The organism is Paenibacillus tritici, from assembly GCF_013204885.1.
Lineage (GTDB): Bacteria > Bacillota > Bacilli > Paenibacillales > Paenibacillaceae > Paenibacillus_AQ > Paenibacillus_AQ tritici.
Genome location: NZ_JABMKX010000008.1, coordinates 80553 through 97331, shown reverse-complemented (window position 1 = coordinate 97331; position 16779 = coordinate 80553). Strand labels below are relative to the sequence as shown.

The 16779-nt window shown below is 51.2% G+C and carries 12 protein-coding genes and 1 riboswitch; of the genes, 7 read left to right on the top strand and 5 right to left on the bottom strand.

The genetic code is table 11. From position 1 onward, the window contains the following. Positions 1–4: 4 nt before the first annotated feature. Together HQN87_RS15630 and HQN87_RS15625 are read left to right on the top strand one after the other, a co-directional pair. Entirely contained in the window at positions 5–1099 is a 1095-nt protein-coding gene (locus tag HQN87_RS15630; RefSeq protein WP_173135063.1) for a toxic anion resistance protein, read from the top strand. A gap of 335 nt (positions 1100–1434) precedes the next feature. Continuing rightward, positions 1435–2223, top strand: a complete 789-nt coding sequence (locus HQN87_RS15625) for a formate/nitrite transporter family protein (RefSeq protein WP_173135060.1) — start codon at positions 1435–1437, stop codon at positions 2221–2223. A 368-nt stretch (positions 2224–2591) separates the two neighbouring features. On the opposite strand, the gene HQN87_RS15620 is transcribed toward HQN87_RS15625, so the two are convergent. Beyond that, the gene (locus tag HQN87_RS15620; RefSeq protein ID WP_173135057.1) at positions 2592–4856 is read right to left on the bottom strand and encodes a TPM domain-containing protein; all 2265 of its coding nucleotides are present in this window, start codon (positions 4854–4856) and stop codon (positions 2592–2594) included. A gap of 440 nt (positions 4857–5296) precedes the next feature. Next, positions 5297–5440 (bottom strand): hypothetical protein, encoded by a 144-nt coding sequence (locus tag HQN87_RS15615; protein ID WP_171720322.1) that lies wholly within the window; start codon positions 5438–5440, stop codon positions 5297–5299. A gap of 329 nt (positions 5441–5769) precedes the next feature. On the opposite strand from HQN87_RS15615, the gene HQN87_RS15610 reads away from it, so the two are divergent. Next, the gene (locus HQN87_RS15610) at positions 5770–8910 is read left to right on the top strand and encodes an EAL domain-containing protein (RefSeq protein WP_173135041.1); all 3141 of its coding nucleotides are present in this window, start codon (positions 5770–5772) and stop codon (positions 8908–8910) included. On the opposite strand, the gene HQN87_RS15605 is transcribed toward HQN87_RS15610, so the two are convergent. Continuing rightward, a complete protein-coding gene (locus HQN87_RS15605) occupies positions 8900–9964 on the bottom strand; it encodes a GGDEF domain-containing protein (RefSeq protein WP_173135038.1) in 1065 nt (354 codons plus the stop codon). The genes HQN87_RS15610 and HQN87_RS15605 overlap by 11 nt on opposite strands. 296 nt (positions 9965–10260) lie before the next feature. Beyond that, a riboswitch (purine riboswitch) is annotated at positions 10261–10360 on the top strand. A 124-nt stretch (positions 10361–10484) separates the two neighbouring features. On the opposite strand from HQN87_RS15605, the gene HQN87_RS15600 reads away from it, so the two are divergent. Beyond that, complete coding sequence (locus tag HQN87_RS15600) at positions 10485–11915, top strand: NAD(P)/FAD-dependent oxidoreductase (protein ID WP_173135036.1); 1431 nt, start codon at positions 10485–10487, stop codon at positions 11913–11915. Positions 11916–11985: 70 nt separating this feature from the next. Beyond that, positions 11986–13503: a methyl-accepting chemotaxis protein gene (locus HQN87_RS15595; protein WP_173135033.1), complete on the top strand. Its 1518-nt coding sequence runs from the start codon at positions 11986–11988 to the stop codon at positions 13501–13503. Positions 13504–13579: 76 nt separating this feature from the next. On the opposite strand, the gene HQN87_RS15590 is transcribed toward HQN87_RS15595, so the two are convergent. Both HQN87_RS15590 and HQN87_RS15585 read right to left on the bottom strand, forming a co-directional pair. Next, positions 13580–14158 carry a nucleotidyltransferase family protein gene (locus HQN87_RS15590; protein ID WP_173135030.1) on the bottom strand — a complete coding sequence of 193 codons (579 nt, stop codon included), beginning with the start codon at positions 14156–14158 and terminating at the stop codon, positions 13580–13582. A 33-nt stretch (positions 14159–14191) separates the two neighbouring features. Further along, positions 14192–14764, bottom strand: a complete 573-nt coding sequence (locus HQN87_RS15585; protein ID WP_173135026.1) for a TetR/AcrR family transcriptional regulator — start codon at positions 14762–14764, stop codon at positions 14192–14194. 144 nt (positions 14765–14908) lie between these two features. On the opposite strand from HQN87_RS15585, the gene HQN87_RS15580 reads away from it, so the two are divergent. Beyond that, a complete protein-coding gene (locus tag HQN87_RS15580) occupies positions 14909–15595 on the top strand; it encodes an SDR family NAD(P)-dependent oxidoreductase (protein ID WP_173135023.1) in 687 nt (228 codons plus the stop codon). Positions 15596–15806: 211 nt separating this feature from the next. Beyond that, positions 15807–16655 carry a BglG family transcription antiterminator LicT gene (gene licT, locus HQN87_RS15575; protein ID WP_173135019.1) on the top strand — a complete coding sequence of 283 codons (849 nt, stop codon included), beginning with the start codon at positions 15807–15809 and terminating at the stop codon, positions 16653–16655. The last annotated feature ends 124 nt before the right edge of the window (positions 16656–16779 follow it).

The following is a 16779-nucleotide window of genomic DNA, read 5'->3' as shown; positions in this document are numbered from 1 at the left end:
AACCATGTCCACGCAGTTGATCGAGCTGAGAAAAGAAGATGAACAGAAGGTCGTAGAGGAAGCTTCCCAGTTGATTGAGAAGGTAGCCAAGACCGACACCGTAGCCCTGGATTCCCTGATGGACGATATCGGCAAGCTTGGAGTGAAGACGCAGGAGAAGGCAGGGCAAACCCTGAAGCTGCTGGATCGTCCGGTCAATGACCTGATGAGCGGCAAGCGGGTGGAAGTGCCGAATATGATCATGAAGCTGCGTAATGAGTGCGAGACGCTCCAGCAGAGTAAGAATGTCAGCTTTTTCGGCAAAATGCTGCGCAAGAGTCCGCTCAAGAATTACGTCTACAAATATCAGTCTGTCCGCACCAACATTGATGCCATCATCACCGGTCTGCGGGACGGCCGCGATACGCTGGAAGAGAGCATCGTCAATATGCGCCAGCTGAAGCGGACCTCGATGGAGGAGATTTATAACCTGCAGACGAAGATTGCCTTCGGCAATAAGCTGAAGGAACTGTTCGAGGCAGAGATCGCCAAGCCGGAGAATGAATTCCGCAAAGCGTACCTGGAACGGGGACTGCGCAAGGTGATGGTGCGGATTCAGTCCATGACCGAGATGATTCTGCTCTACAATCAGGCGATTGCCGCAACGGATATCATCAATGACAACAACGACAAGCTGATTGATTCCGTGAACAATGCCATTGATAAGACCTCTAACCTGATCACCGTCTCGGCGATGATTGCCATGTCCCTGGCCGATCAGGAGAATGTCATTAATGCGGTAGAAGCTACCAACAAGACCATCGAAGATCAGTTCAAGGAGAATGCACGGCTGCTGCGTACGACTACCGAGAAGACCACGGAGCTGCTCTCCAAGCCGTCCATGTCGCTCGAAGCCGTCAATCAGGCCATTGGCGATCTGCTCAGTGCTCTGGATACCTCGGAGCAATCCAACCGGCGGATTATCGAGAGCTGTCAGGACTATACGTCCAAAATGACGACCATCAACACTCAGCTCAACAACCGGCTGGGACTGAATGAGGGATCGCAGCCGCAGGCCTTGAAGCAGGCGGAGAACGGGCTGAGCAGCTTTTTGAACTGATGGTTTGATTCGTCCCCCATTCATATTGCTCTACTCTTCCACATAAGTTGTCACTAAGGCGACCTATGGAGAAAGAGGGGATAAGCGGATGATTCTGGGGTGTTTGATAGTGGTGCTCATCGTCGTAGCCAGCAGTGAGAAAGCGGAAGCTATCGCCAGGCTGAATGATCCGGATGAGAATAGCCTGTGATGCGGATGCGGGGAGTGCACGGATTCCATACATTTTTGACGCGCTGTGATTCAAGCAATTTCCAGTGGTTTATTGGGTATAATAACCTGGAGGCTGCCTGTCAGTCTCCGTATCACTGAAAATATGAAGCGAAGACGGAGGTCAAATGGAGAACGAGGCACTGCTGCAGGTGGAGAAGCTGGCACTTAAGAAACAGAAAATTTTCCGGCAAAGCGTATTCCGGTATATTGCCAGAGCCATGCTCGCCAGCATGTTTATCGGATTCGGCGTAATCGTAGCCTTTAAGACCGGCAACTTTTTCTACATGGAACAATCGCCGATGACTTATCCGATGGCTGCGATCACGTTCGGCGCAGCCATCATCCTGATTTCCTACGGCGGGGGAGATTTATTCACCGGGGATACCTTCTATTACACCTATGCGGCATTGCGGCGCAAGATGGCATGGACCGAGGTAGTGCGGATGTGGGTGGTAAGCTACCTGGGCAACATTCTTGGGGCAACGGCCTTCGCATTGCTTATTTTTTTGACCGGATTGTTCTATGACTCGTCGGTGAACGGGTTCCTCCTGAATGTGGTTGCCCACAAGATGGAAGCTCCGGCGATGCAGCTGTTCTTCCGGGCGATTCTTTGTAACTGGCTCGTGTGCCTGGCATTCTTCGTACCGATGTCGATGAAGAACGACGGGGCCAAAATGTTCGCCATGGTTCTATTCGTATTCTGCTTCTTCATCTCCGGGTATGAGCATAGTATTGCCAACATGTGTACCTTCGCGATTGCCCTCGTCCTGGATCACCCCGGCACTATCTCCTGGGGAGGCGTTGTGCATAATCTCGTCCCGGTTACGCTGGGCAATCTCATCGGCGGCGGTGTGCTGATGGGCGTGATGTATTACTATGTGAACAAGCCGTTCCTGGATGAGGAGTCCCACTAAGGAGGCGCAGGGTTGCTTGCGCCTGTGGCCGTCGTTATCCGGGTCGAGAGGGAAGAGAACGGACAGGGCGGCTCCGAACATAGCAGTTGGAAAAAAGGCATTTAATTCTGCCAAAATAGAGTGTTACGGATAAGCAGTTGGAAAAAATACACCTAATCGACCGAACCCTAGAAGTTTAGCGGGCATCGGACCGATTAAGTGTTGTTTTTCCAACTATTTTTTTGTAAGTGTCCCAGCACGCCAAATTAGATGTACAATTTCCACTTGAATAAACTTTCCGCGTCTACTTGAGTCTATTTAACTATACTGTCGTAATGCACTCCGGTAGCAGATTGCCTGCAAACTAGGACTTCCCGCCAGGCATCCGGCTACCACTTGGAGCCGCCCGAGCTGCGGCCGGACTTGCCGCCGCCCCAGGAAGAACCGCCCGATGAGCGCCCGCCACCGCCACCGCCACCGCCGCCCCAAGAGGAGCCGCCCGATGAGCGCCCGCCGCCGAACCCGCCCCCGGAGGAATTCCTGCGGCGGGCCTGCTCCCGGCGCTGCTGTTCCCGCATCATGGCCAGCCTGGCTGCGCGCTCGGCCTCCTCCTTCTGACGGACTAGGCGGTTCGCTTCTTCCACGAAGGAGGAAATCTGCGAAGCATAGGAGCGCCCGGTGCTCTCCAGTTCATCCAGATCGTATGGACTGGAGGAGAGACGCTGCTCCAGCTCGCCGTACTCCGGCAGCAGGGATAGCTGGAAGCGGCTCTGCGAGGCAATACCTCTGCTATGCAGCAGATTGTGCGCGGCATCCACCCGGCTCTGTCCTTCGCTGAACAGCCTTCTTAAGCTATCCAGACGTTCCTCTAGAGCGTCCAGACTTCCGCTGATACTGTTGAAGCTGCCTTCCGTCTCGTCCTGCAGGGCAAGCAGCCCGTCGAGTCCGCTGCGTGCCTTGTCATACTCCCCGCGTGCGTCGCTGGTCCAGGTCTCAATCTGCGGCACCTCAGCCGCACCCTGCCGCAGTGCGCCGCCGGTCTTCTCCAGCAGCTGTTCCAGACTGTCCAGATGCTGCCGGGCGAACCGGTTCTTCGCCCCGGCAAGCCTGCTCTGAAGGTCATTGCGCTGCTGGGTCAGCGTTCCCCATTTACTGCGCACAGTCTCCAGGTCTCGAAGATTATTCTGCCGGATCATAGCCTGGCGCTCCGTCATAGCAACGGCTTCGGCGAGCAGCGCATCCAGTGCAGCGCCGGTCCGGCGCACTTCGTCCATATCGCCGCTGTGCAGCGGCGCTTCCATGGAACTCGCGGCAGCGGAAGCCTGCTCCAGGCTGTCATAAGGCTTGACCTTCATGTTGTGCAGGGAATGCTGGTCAATCAATCCGGCAATGCGGCTGCGGGTTGCAGCCAGAACACCCGGGAAAGCCTGCAGCTTATCGTGAAAGGCATCCACATCCTGCAAGTCCTGCTCAATCTGCTCTTGCCGCTCCTGCGCTTCTTCAGTGATCTCCTGCGCGGCAATCGGGTCGAACAGCTCCAGTTGATCAGCTTTGGCAGTCTCCTCAGCCAGCTCCTGAAGATCTTCGGCGATCTCCTGTAGCGTATAGCCCGTCTCTTGGGCAGCTTGCTGCAATTGCCCCTCAAGCTCCGGCGCATCCTCTTTCAGCTCGGTGATCTGCTGTTTGACGTTCCGGTCAGCATCGCTAATGACCGCGATGTTCTTCTCTTCTTCTTCCAGGGAGACGCGGAATTCCCCCTCTGCCCTCTGAAGCTCCTCTGCCGCCGCCTTGAGTGCAGACAAACGGTAGAACGGCGGCAATGGTCCTTGCCCGGCTGTCTGCAGCGCTGAGATTTCCACCAGCCGGGAGGTGAGGCGCTTCGAGATGCCCTCCACCAGCTCTCCGGTCTTGCCTTGTACGATTCCCTGAAAAGGCTGAAGGGACTCCAAGGCACGGTTCGCCCGCACCAGCAGGTCTGCCAGCTGCTCCTGCTGCTTAACAAGCCCTTGGCGGCGGCGCATTCCGGTAATCAGTACATACAGCAGGAGCAGCAGCAAGGCAGCACCGGCAACGACAGCTGCGAGGGTTAAGAGAGGGAAGCCGCTGCGCGTTCCGTCGCTGCTGCCGCTAACCCCACCCGTTCCTGTCTGGACACCACCAGCCGTACCACCGCCAGTTGTGCCGTTCTGCGTGCTGTTGCCTATGGCCTGCAGCTCCTGAATTACGGAGCCGATGCCTCCGGCAATATCGCCGTCTCTGGCATAAGGATTGAAATAGGTCTCCAGCACCTTGCTGATTGCTGCGCTGCCCGTAGCACCGCCCTGTTTCTTCGACCAGGTATCGAGTGCATTCTGAAGATCCCGGTTAATGAAGCTAATCTCCGTCTGCTGATCTCCGTAAGCAATCAGAAGCAGAATGTCCCGGGTCTTCAGCCCCCAGGTATCATATACATCCGCCGCATAACTGGACGAATTGTTCCCATTCAGTGAATCAATCGTTAAGACATGGAAGGTATAACGGTCTGTAGTAGCCATCCGGGTAAGGTTATCGGCTTCTTTGGCTGTGAGCAGCCGGGCTTCATCTGTAATGGCTCCCTGCTGTGCGGGAATATCGGCAGCATAGACCCCGGGTATCCACAGTAAGGATAATATCAAGACTAAAGAGAGGATTTTTCTCAATCTGACACACTCCGATCTATAGGCTATTGTCGTTATAGTATGCTGATCATTATACTATATCATTACACATTCTGAGGGCTGCAGATGCAGGCGCCCGGGAATTAACCGGATAAAGGGCAGGTGGAAAAGATTTTGCCCATCAAAAAAACCGCACCCCATTAAGGGATGCGGCTCTGTATGTGCTCTCTATATAAGAGGCACTAAAGAATTAACGAAGCAAAAAGAAACGGAGGGGAAATTTGGAACTGTAGGAGCGGTAGCGACCGCCTTTGTCACCGGATTTCACCCGCGAACAGCGGTTTGGATCAAGAAATCTGGGGATGGGCAGCGGCCGGAAGTCCAAATGTTCACCGCAGTGACGACTAGCTTCAAGTACAAATCTTAAGTGCGTCTTATCTATTCCTGTATGAAATGAACTATCGGGTTTGCAGACAAAGGATATATTGAAGTCTGGACTTGATTTCTTTCTGCCATTTCATATCTCCAACTTTTACAGCAAGATTGAGCAGATCCAGGTAATCGTCAACCTGCAAGGCGGTCCGGGTAGTGGCTGCGTTCATGGGTGTTCAGTCTCCTTTTAACTCAAATATAAAAATATGAATGATATACATCCAATAATGATAATCATTATCAACCATTACTGCTATTATCCACATTTTAAGCGCAAAAAGCAATATAAATTCTAAAGATGGATGATAAATTTGATTCCATGTGTTTCTTTCGCTATTAAGTAAACGATTCTGCAGAATTTGCACATTTTATCAGAATTGAGTCGTTAGGAGCAGGAACCCTACCATTTTTTGTCGAATAAGCTTGGTATACATACGTTAAGCCGATTCAACTGCAAGTGTGCATATAAATTCTTATACTTGGATAAAGGAGAATTGCGATGAAGCGGTGTAAATTGTTGCTTCTAATTAGCATTGTGCTCGTGCTTGCACACCCCGCTGCCGCTTATGCCGAAAGACAGGAGATTAAGTACCAGGCAGAACTGGAGTATCCACCTTATAAGTACATACAGAATGGTTATCTGACGGGCTTCGATATGGATCTGACCAGTATGGTGTTCGAGAAGCAGGAATATCTTGTCCACTACAGCACAGGAGAATGGGAGCAGACGTACCGGCAGCTTACTGAGGGAGCGATTGATACAACCGGGCTAATGGCTGTAAGCGAGGAGAGGAAGCAGAGTATCCTGTTCTCGAAGCCTGTGTTAAAGAGCTGCATCTCCGTCTATTCGCGTCAAGAGCTTCAGGAAGAAGTGAAGCTGAGCACACTCAGCAAGTACAGAATCGGTGTGGGCAAAGGGCAGTATGCAGCAATGGTTCTGCAGAATAAGGTGGGCATCCCGCCATCGGAATACATAGAATATGCGACCGTACCGGAGGCTGTAGCGGCTCTCGGACAAGGCAAGATTGACCTGTTATTCGAGAATCAGGGTGTTGTTGATTATCTGATTGTTGAACAGGGGTTAACCGGCAGTATTATCCGTAAAATGAGCAACTTGTATCCCCAGGATGTCGCGTTCGGCATTAGCAAATCGAGGCCGGAGCTGGTGCCCTATGTGAATGCGCGGATCGAGCATCTGGAACGCTCGGGAGCTTTTGAGGAGCTGTACCAGAAGTATTTCTTCATTCATTCGGACAGTTATAATGAAATGATGCGCAGCCGGATTTTTGCCGGATTTGCCTTTGGTGCCGTTCTTCTGGTATTCGGGGCGCTCCTGCTCCGGATCTATATCCGGCGTCTGCGCCGCACGATTCATTCTGAACAGGAATTCTTCAAGGATGTGATCGAGAATACCGGAGTAATTGTCTGGGCTGTTCACGGGGACAAACGGAGCGTGCGCTTCAATAAGTATGCCGAGGCCATGACCGGCCTTAAGGAGAAGGAAGTACTCGGCGTTAGCATTGATGAGCTATCCGGGCTTGAAGGCGGAGCAGCCGTGCTAAGAGATCTCTTGATCAAAGCGGTATATAAGGATTATGTGACTAATGTCGAGCTGAAGCTTCCCGACCATTCTCCGGGTGCGCATTATTTCTCTGTACGCACTGCCTTAATTAAGGGGATGGACGAGCAGGCGGAGGATATCTTCGTGCTGGTAGGCATTGATATCGACGAACGCAAGCAGAATGAGCTTAAGCTGCAGCTTAGTTACGAGGAACTGGAAGCCACCTATGAGGAGTTGGCGGCAACTGAGGTTGAGCTGCAGGACCAGCTTAACAAGCTGGGGGTCAGCGAACGGCGGTTCCGTCTGGCCTCGGAAGGCTCAGGTGCATACATGTGGGAGCTGGACTGGAAGAGCGGCTTCTACAAGCTCTCTGACCGCTGGTATGAGGTGATGGATTATACCGAAGCAGAGATCAACTCCTTCGAGGGAGGCGTCCTCAGCATTATTCATCCGGATGATCAGGAGTCTGCGAACCAAGCCAGACAGGCGCATCTTACCGGGCTAACCCCGATCTATGAAACCGAATACCGGATGAGGACCCGGCAGGGGGAATATGTGTGGTTTGAGGTGCGGGGGAAGGCTATCGTGGACCCGCGGGACCAGATCGTCTTGTTCCTGGGCTCACTGATCGACATCAGCAAACGCAAGCAGGCTGAATTCAATCTGAACCACAGCTATCAGGAGCTTGAAGCAACCTATGAGCAGCTTACCGCGACGCAGGAGGAGCTTGTAGGGCAATATGATATGCTGCTGGAGAATCAGAAGAATATGCACCGTCTGGCTTATGTGGATTCTCTCAGCGGTCTTCCCAACCGGCTCTGTCTGCTGGAGACGATGGAGGGTTATTTCCGCCGGCCGGGCGGCAGAGCGGCGCTGCTTTTTGTAGATATGGATAACTTCAAGTACATTAATGATACGCTTGGACACAAATCCGGCGATATTCTGATCCGCAAAGCCAGCGAGCGTCTGCAATCGGTTGTGCGTGAGAGGGATATGCTGTCGCGGCTCGGCGGAGACGAGTATGTCGTGTTCCTCCAGGATATCGAGAGCCGGGTGGATGTTCTCAATCTGGCGGAGGATATTATGCGCGCCTTCCGCAAGTCGTTTCTTATCGGCGAGAGCAATCTGTATGTCTCCTCCAGTATCGGGATCTCCTTCTATCCCGAGGACGGCGAGACAACGGAAGAGATTCTGAAGAATGCCGATGTAGCGATGTACCGGGCCAAGGAAGAGGGGAAGAGCACTTACGTGGTGTATGACAAATCCATGCACACCGCCTTCAATGACCGGATGAACATTGAGAAGCATCTGCGCAGTGCCATGAACAATAATGAATTTGAGCTGCACTATCAGCCGCAGGTACAGATTGAGACAGGGCTGATCTCAGGCTTCGAAGCCCTGATCCGCTGGAACAGTCCGGTTCTCGGGTTCGTCTCTCCGCTCTCCTTCATCAAGATCGCCGAGGATTCCAGATTAATTATCTATATCGGGGAATGGGTGCTGCGGGAAGCCTGCAAGTTCATGAACAGCATTCACCAGCTTACCGGAATCCCCTACAAAATATCGGTGAACATCTCCATCATTCAGCTATTGCAGGATGATTTCGTTGAGATTGTGCTGGACAGCCTGGAGGAGAGCGGCCTTGCGGCATCCAGTCTGGAGCTGGAAATTACCGAGTCGATATTCATGGAATCGTTCGGGAGTACGGTCAGCAAGCTGGAATTCCTTAAGTCCCGGGGTATCCGGATTGCACTGGATGATTTCGGAACGGGGTATTCCTCCCTTAGCTATCTGCAGCAGCTGCCGATCTCCACGCTCAAAATGGACAAGATCTTCATTGATTCCCTGGCGGACAAAGCCTTCAGCGAATCCTTTGTCCAGACGATCATTATCCTGGGCCACAAGATGGGTCTGGATGTGGTAGCCGAGGGGGTTGAGGATGCCGGACAGCTGGCTTTTCTCAAGGAATCGGGCTGTGACAAGGTGCAGGGTTATCTGATCAGCCGGCCGGTGCCGCAGCGCCAGGTAGTGGATCTGCTCGTTCCGCAGCGAAGATATGGAGCGGATGTCATACGATAACCATTTTGTTTTTCCCTGTTTTTTTGGCCTCATAGAGCGCGTCGTCCGCCTGCTGAAAGGTGGAGCTCTTGGAATCACCCTTACTATAATCATGCATTCCGATGCTCACCGTAACGGCCTTGTTCTCCATTTCGCTGATGGGAAGCCCGGCAATCCCGGTGAGTATCTTCTCCATGATCCGCTCGGAATCAGCCACCTGCTTGGCTGTCAGGATAATTACGAACTCTTCACCCCCGTACCGCGCTGCGAAATCATCCGAACCGATATGCTGCAGCATTACGGCGGCCACCTGCTTAAGTACAATGTCCCCCACCCAGTGTCCATATTGATCGTTTACTTGTTTGAAATTGTCGATATCAATAACAGCCAGCTGCATGGGAAAAGGGTTGCTCTGCTGGTGCTCAATCAGCCAGCCCAGATATTCATGGAAGGTCTTGTGGTTATACAGATCGGTCAAGGGGTCGATTTTGGACAGCCTGTCCATAATGATATTCTGGATGCGCAGCTCCTGCTCAGACTTCACCGAATTCTCGAGTGACCGCATAAGATCCTTGCCCCGGGCAATGACACCGAAGCCGGCCAGGGCGGTTCCGGCTAAGATCAGGGTGATAATGATGTTCTGGATGCGCAGCGTGTAATCGTAAACAGAGGTGTTCAGAAATAACATGATGATGTAGATGAGGCAGATCACAGAGGAAGCCCTCAGATAATTCTCCCTCAGATAGATCATGGATACCAGCAGGGGAAGCAGCATAATCAGCGGCTTCACATGATATTCGGAACTAAGATTCAGGATAAACACGATGCCGCACAGGTGACTTCCAAGAATAATTGAGAATTCAGATAACAACGGCTTGTATTTATGAACGGCTTCCAGAATCAGCATCAGGGCGAACAGAATAGCATCTGGAATCCAGATATGCCTAATGAGATATGGCTTGTCGGACAACTCGGGCCGGTGGCCCCACATGGATAAGCAAACATATAGCTGGCTTGCCATATAAACAATAAACGCCATCCAAAAGGTATTGAGGATGACGCGGTTCCAATACATTTGGCGAGGAGTAGGGGGCGGGATCTGCATAAGATGTTCCTCTTTTCCAGTGTCAATGTACTTATATATTCGACAATGTTCTCGTTTTTCCTTCTGGGACTTATGTTGGGTATTAATGCCGGGATTCCAGAGAATCTTCAAGTTCAATCGTATAGGAAGGGAATAACGTTCGTCTTTATTGATGTATTTATGATTTAATATAGGGATTAATCATCATTATATGTCCTAAACACGAATTATAAACAGGATTTATCATTGACACATTCGCATTATTTCTGTAGAATTCCAATTGGCCCGTAATAACGGGTGGAGCTGTTCGTATATCCTCAATGATAAGGTTTGGGGGTTTCTACAGGGGACCGTAAATTCCTGGCTACGAATAGGGTGCATTTTGCATACCTATGATGAGGCAGGGATTTTTTGTGCTGTCTTGCAATTGGAAACTATATACCGCAGAAACGCTTCAGGCCTTGGTCAATGAAGGACGGAGCCGTTTCACCCTGGGAGGAACAGAGAAGATATGAGTAAATATGATGTGATTGTGGTTGGAGCCGGTCCGGCCGGCATCTTTGCCTGTTATGAATTAACGCTTAAGGCTCCTGAGATGAAGGTACTGCTGGTTGACAAGGGACATGATATCTACCGCCGCAGCTGCCCGATTCTGGAGGAGAAAATCAAGCTCTGCCCGCCGGCCTCAGGCCGCAAGGAATTCGCCGGTTGTCTGCCGGCCTGCTCCATTACTGCGGGCTTCGGCGGTGCAGGCGCGTACAGTGACGGCAAATTCAACATCACGACCGAATTCGGCGGCTGGATGACGGATTATCTGCCTCCTTCCAAGGTGATGGAGCTGATTGAATATGTGGACGGGATTAACCTTGCGCATGGTGCAACACCGGTGATTACCGATCCCACCACGGAGAGCATCCGCGGGATTGAACAGCGGGGATATGCCGCCGGACTGAAGCTGCTGCGGGCCCAGGTCCGCCACCTCGGAACGGAACAAAACCTGGAGATTCTGAAGTCGATCTATGAATATTTGCGGACACGCATTGATATGCTGTACAAAACAGAGGTCGAGGATATAGTCACCGTCAAAGAGAACGGAACCCACCGCATTACAGGCATTACCCTGAAGAACGGGGAGAGTCATGAGGCAGATCAGGTGATGATTGCTCCCGGACGGGACGGCTCGGCCTGGCTGACTGCCGTACTGAAGAAGCGCCGGCTCAAAATGTACAATAACCAGGTCGATGTCGGGGTGCGTGTTGAAACCTCAGATGTGGTGATGCGGGAGATTAACGAGCATCTGTATGAAGGCAAATTCATCTTCAACACCTCTGTGGGGACGCGGGTCCGTACCTTCTGCAGCAATCCTTCCGGTCATGTGGTTGTGGAGAATCACAGCGGAGTGATGGCGGCGAACGGCCACTCCTACAAGGACCCGGCGCTGGGCTCGAAGAATACCAACTTCGCGCTGCTGGTCTCCCATACCTTCACGGAGCCGTTCGACAAGCCGAATGAATATGCCCGGGAGATCTGCAAGCGGGCGAATGATTTGTCCAGCGGCGGTGTCATTGTGCAGAAATATGGAGATATCCTGCGCGGACGCCGGTCTACGGAGACCCGGATCAAGGAAGGATTCCTGGAGCCTACGCTGAAGGAAGCGGTGCCTGGCGATCTGGGACTGGTGCTGCCGTACATCACGATGAAGAGCCTGATTGAAATGGTCGAGGCCCTGGAAAAAGTAACCCCGGGGATAGCCTCCGAGCATACGCTGTTCTATGGCGTGGAAGCAAAGTTCTATTCCGCCCGCCCGAAGCTGACGGAGCAATTCGAGACGGAGATCTCCGGTCTCTACTGCGGCGGCGACGGGGCGGGCATTACCCGGGGACTGGCCCAGGCCGGGGCGGCTGGAGTCTGGATCGCGCGCGGGATGATGGCGAAGAAATAGTTCCCTTAATTTAACTCTGCTGATATAATGTTAGAATACATAACATGATAGAGTGGAGTGAATATGCAGGATGGGAATTCGCCGGAGTAAGGCCGCTGTCACTATTGTTCTGCTGCTGGTTGTTGGTCTATATAGCTTATGGATTGAGATGTACTGGGTTCATAAGGTTGTCTATCTGCTGCTGATGGCGGCACTTGCCGGGCTTGCGCTGGATATCCGCCGCAGCGGCGTGCACAGCGCAAGCCAATTGGCGGAATCCCGGGACAGAGTAGAGCTGCTCGGCAATGAGATCGTGGTGACCTCAGACCGGCTGCATGGCGCTTTGGAGGAGATCACCCGTCATACCGGAGGGCTTCAGCAGACGGCAGACTATTCCCATGCCTATGAAGTGGAGCTGCAGACCCGCAGTAATGAAGCGAAGGCCAATATAGAAGGGGCTTTTGCCACAATGGGCGGAGTAGCAGCGGTTACCGGACATCTGGGAGAATTGAACGGAAGGCTGAATGCAGCGATGCAGGCGGCGCGCACGGGAGTGGCAGATATGCTGGATTCGCTGCAGAATACAGATGGGGTCATGGTGGAATTGCAGGAGCAGAGCGGAGATATGCTGGGCAAATTCACCGCATTAAGCGGACATATCGCCTTGGTCGAAGAGATGAACTCCCTGATTGTAGGCATCGGCAATGAAACCTCGCTGCTGGCTCTTAATGCCTCGATTGAAGCTGCACGGGCGGGTGAGGCTGGCCGTGGGTTCGCAGTGGTTGCGGGCCGGATCAGGCAGCTGGCCGATCAGAGCCGTGATTCGGTTGAACGCTCCTCGGCCGTGCTGCTTGACATTAATAATGGCGTGCGGCAGGTGCTGGAATCCGTAACGAAAGAGCAGGCTGCGGTGGAGCATGGTGTGCAAGAAGTAGCTACCGTGAAGCAGCGCCTGGGGGATATCTCGGCAAGGGTGGAAGAGGTTGGAGCCGTTGTCGCGGAATCGGCTGCAGCGGCCCAGCGGCAGAGCAGGCTGATTGAAGAGGTAACCAGTGAGCTGAGCGGCGCGGTGGGCATTGTTAATGAGACTATAGCAGGCGTAGATCTGACCCTGGAGCAGGTAACCCGGCAGCGGACGCAGATTGGACAGCTTAATGAGATTAGCGCGAGTCTGCTGCTGGAATCTCAGGCTCTGCAGCAGTCGGTGAATGGCATTGCCGGACGCGAAGTGATGGAGCAGAGCCACAATACGGCGCGGCTGCAGGATATGCAGCTGTTGCTTCAGGAGATAGCTGCCAAGCAGGAGATGGACACGCTGGATACGGATATCCATGGCAGGGTCCTTACGGCCTGTATGCACAAGGTGCCGGATGTGCAGGCGATCTGGTCCAACCGGACGGATGGTACGTTCATCTATTCCGAGCCTGCGGCCGGACTGCTGAATGCGAAACGCCGGGACTGGTGGAACGGAGCAATGACGGAAGGGCAATTCGTATCACAGCCGTACGTGTCAGCTATTACGAAGCGTTCCTGCATTACCCTCTCCAGAGTGATTAAGGATGGCCGCGGGGAGATTGTCGGTGTGGTGGGGATTGATCTGGCGGTGTAGCACAAGAAGAGCAGCAGGTTGTTCCCGGCCGGGACGCCTGCTGCTCTTCTTGTGGGCTTGGCCTCTTCTGGCCAGACTAGGCATGTTCAGCCGGGAGAATGCGCAGCCCGCTCCAGAGGCTCTGCCAGTTCTTGCCGGCTATCCGCCTCTCGAATACAGGCAGCAGATGCGGATGGGCTGCGAAGTAAGGCGAGGGCCGTAATACCAGCTGAACCGCGTCTTGAACACCATGGGGAGCCGCGAGGATCAGCTGACCGTCTTCGGTGAGAGAGAGGCCCAACGCCGTTGCCGTCTCTGGGAATTTGGACATGCCGTCTGTGGAGGAGGAATACGGCGGCAGGTTATTGACAATATGCATTCTGGCCTGGTTCTTGACGGACCAGGGAATGCCGGGATACCGGCTCTTCAACTGCGCTTCCCATGACTTCTCCGCTTCTTTCCGCAGGTCGCCCGGGTCATAATAGATCACATCAATATCCGCGAGCGGAGTTCTGGCCGTTAACCCGTGCTGCACATCCCAGATCTTGGACCGTACGAATCCGGCGCAGACCCACCAGTCCGGCAATTGCAGCGTGCTGGCGGCGTTCAGAATATCCATCATCCAGATATCCTCCCCCACCAGCCGGAGAATATCGGATTCTGTATGGATCAGCATTTCTATGCACCTCCGTAGAATGTTAGTGAGTATCTATAAATGGACAAAATTATTGAAATGAATATCACTAAGTTGCTCCGAGATTTCATCAATTGAAAGTGGTTCAGGATCGCTAATCCATAGGCAGATCACGCCCACCAGGCCTGAAATGATATATTCCAAGCCTAATACCTTTTTTTTATCATGAATAGGAAGGGCCGCGCCATTAAGAATGTGGTTTCTTAACACATCCTTTAGGCGGGAGGAGAAGCTCAATTGACCGTTGTCGCCAAGCATGGTTCTATATAAACGGATATCGGATTTAATGCTCAAGAACATCTTTTTGAAAATCGCCGTAAATACTGACTTATTGATTTCTTGAAGATTTGTAATTTCTGAGGCGAGGCTGTCATTTAAGATCTCAAGGCATTCCTGGCTTAGCTTTTCCATCAGATCAGGTTTATCCATATAGTGCAAATAAAAGGTGTTCCGGTTAATCATGGCTTCATCGGCAATGTCCTGGACGGTTATCCGGTCGTAACCTTTGATCGGGATCAAGGTTAAGAGGGCTTCTTTGATTGCTTTTCTTGTTTTTATTATCCGTAAATCTACTTTTTCTGTTCTCATCCATGACTCCCTCTTAGATATAATAGTCAGATTATTAAAATCTGTATTTTATTTATCATTACGCATCATATCGACCATTGAATGGTTTAATTCTACGTTTTACACTTATTATTGTCAAAAGACTTTAATAGGGAGTGTTAACATATGAAAACAATAGCAATTATCGGCGCAGGGAAAGGTCTGGGCTTGTCGATTGCCAAACGCTTCGGCAAAGAGGATTTTCAAGTTGCGCTCGTATCGCGTAATGAAGACAAGCTGCAAGAAATGGTGGATGAGCTGAGAGCAGACAGTATTGAAGCTTCGTTTTTCACGGCAGATATTTATAACAAAGAACAAATTGAACAAGCAATGAACGGGATAACTGACAAATACGGACATATTGATGTACTGGAATTCAGCCCAACACCGGGTAAGTTTCCCCCGACCTCCGTATTGGAATTAACCCCTGACAATGCCAGAGATCAGTTTGAAGGTTATGTTGCAAGTGCCATTAATACGGTCAACGCGGTATTGCCGGATATGCTGGCTAAGCAGGAAGGTGTTTTGCTGTTTACAACCGGTTTGTCGGCCATGTATCCAGTTCCTATGATGGGGAACGTAGGAATTGGATTAGCAGGACTGCGAAATTATATAACGAATCTTCATGCAGAGCTTGAATCCAAGGGCATATTGGTCGCACACAGGTCATTAGGGGTAATGATCAAACAAGGAACAGGCACTGTTAATGACCCCGATGTAATTGCCGACATGTGGTTCAAGGTTTACGATGAGCAGAAAGTATGGGAAGAGGAATATCCGAAGGGCGTTACACCTGCAACGATTTTATTTTAAAACTTTACAAAGAGTGCATTGAGAGCTTTTAGAATAAAGCGCTTTAAAAAAGGGTTGACACCGACTGGCTAAAAACATACAATATGGCTATATTAAGGAGTGTCACTGATTCGATCAGGCACCACCATCGTCGATGATTCTACGAGAAATGCTTCATTTCTTGTATATCGGACTGTGGTGGTTTTTTGGTTTTCAGAGGGAGGAAACTCAAATGAAATTTAAGAAATCCCTAAATAATAACATTGCTTTGGCAGAGGACCCGGACGGCAATGAAGTGATTGTAATTGGAACGGGAGTGGGTTTCAAAAAAGCAAAGGGACAGGAAATCAGCCAAGCAGATATACAAAAAACATTCCGGATTGGCGCTGACGAACGGTACCAGCGGATGGAGCAGTTTTTTAATGAGATTCCTTTGCAGGTTATAGATATTACGGACCAGATTATACAACTTGGCAAACAGAATATTAGTACAAAGCTAAATGATTCCATTCTTTTGCCTTTGGCCGATCATATTCATTACGCCTTGGAGCGGCTGAAGAATGAGCTGGAGATTCAGAATCCGCTGCAATGGGAGATTAGAAATCTCTACCCCAAGGAGTTCATGACAGGTCAAAAGGCTGTAAGCATGATCAATGAAGCATTTCAGGTGAAGCTGCCGGATGCAGAAGCCAGTTTCATTGCACTACATTTGGTGAATTCGCAGATTGATCATGGGACCATGAATCAGACGATGAAGATTACAACGATTATCAACCAGATTATTGAACTGATGAAGGAACACTTCAACATCAAGCTGGAGCAGGATTCGATTAATTACTCCAGATTCATCACGCATTTGCGATATTTTGTCGTCAGGCAAATGAACGAGGTCATGCTATCCTTCAAGGATGAGCATTTTCTATATGACATATTATCGTCGAGATATCCCGACAGTTACGAGTGTGTCCAGAAGATTAAGCATTTTGTGGAAAAGGAATACGGTTTCTCGATTAACAAGGACGAAATGGTCTATCTGATTATTCATGTGGAGCGAATGACTTCGCGCTCCGGTACGGAGTGATCCCCGTTCTTGAAATATGGAGTGTTACTGACTCGATCAGGCACCACCAAATGTTCCCGAATCTGCTGTTCAACGCAGACTTGGATTACATTTGGTTTTTTTTATGCCTACATTCTTAGGAGGA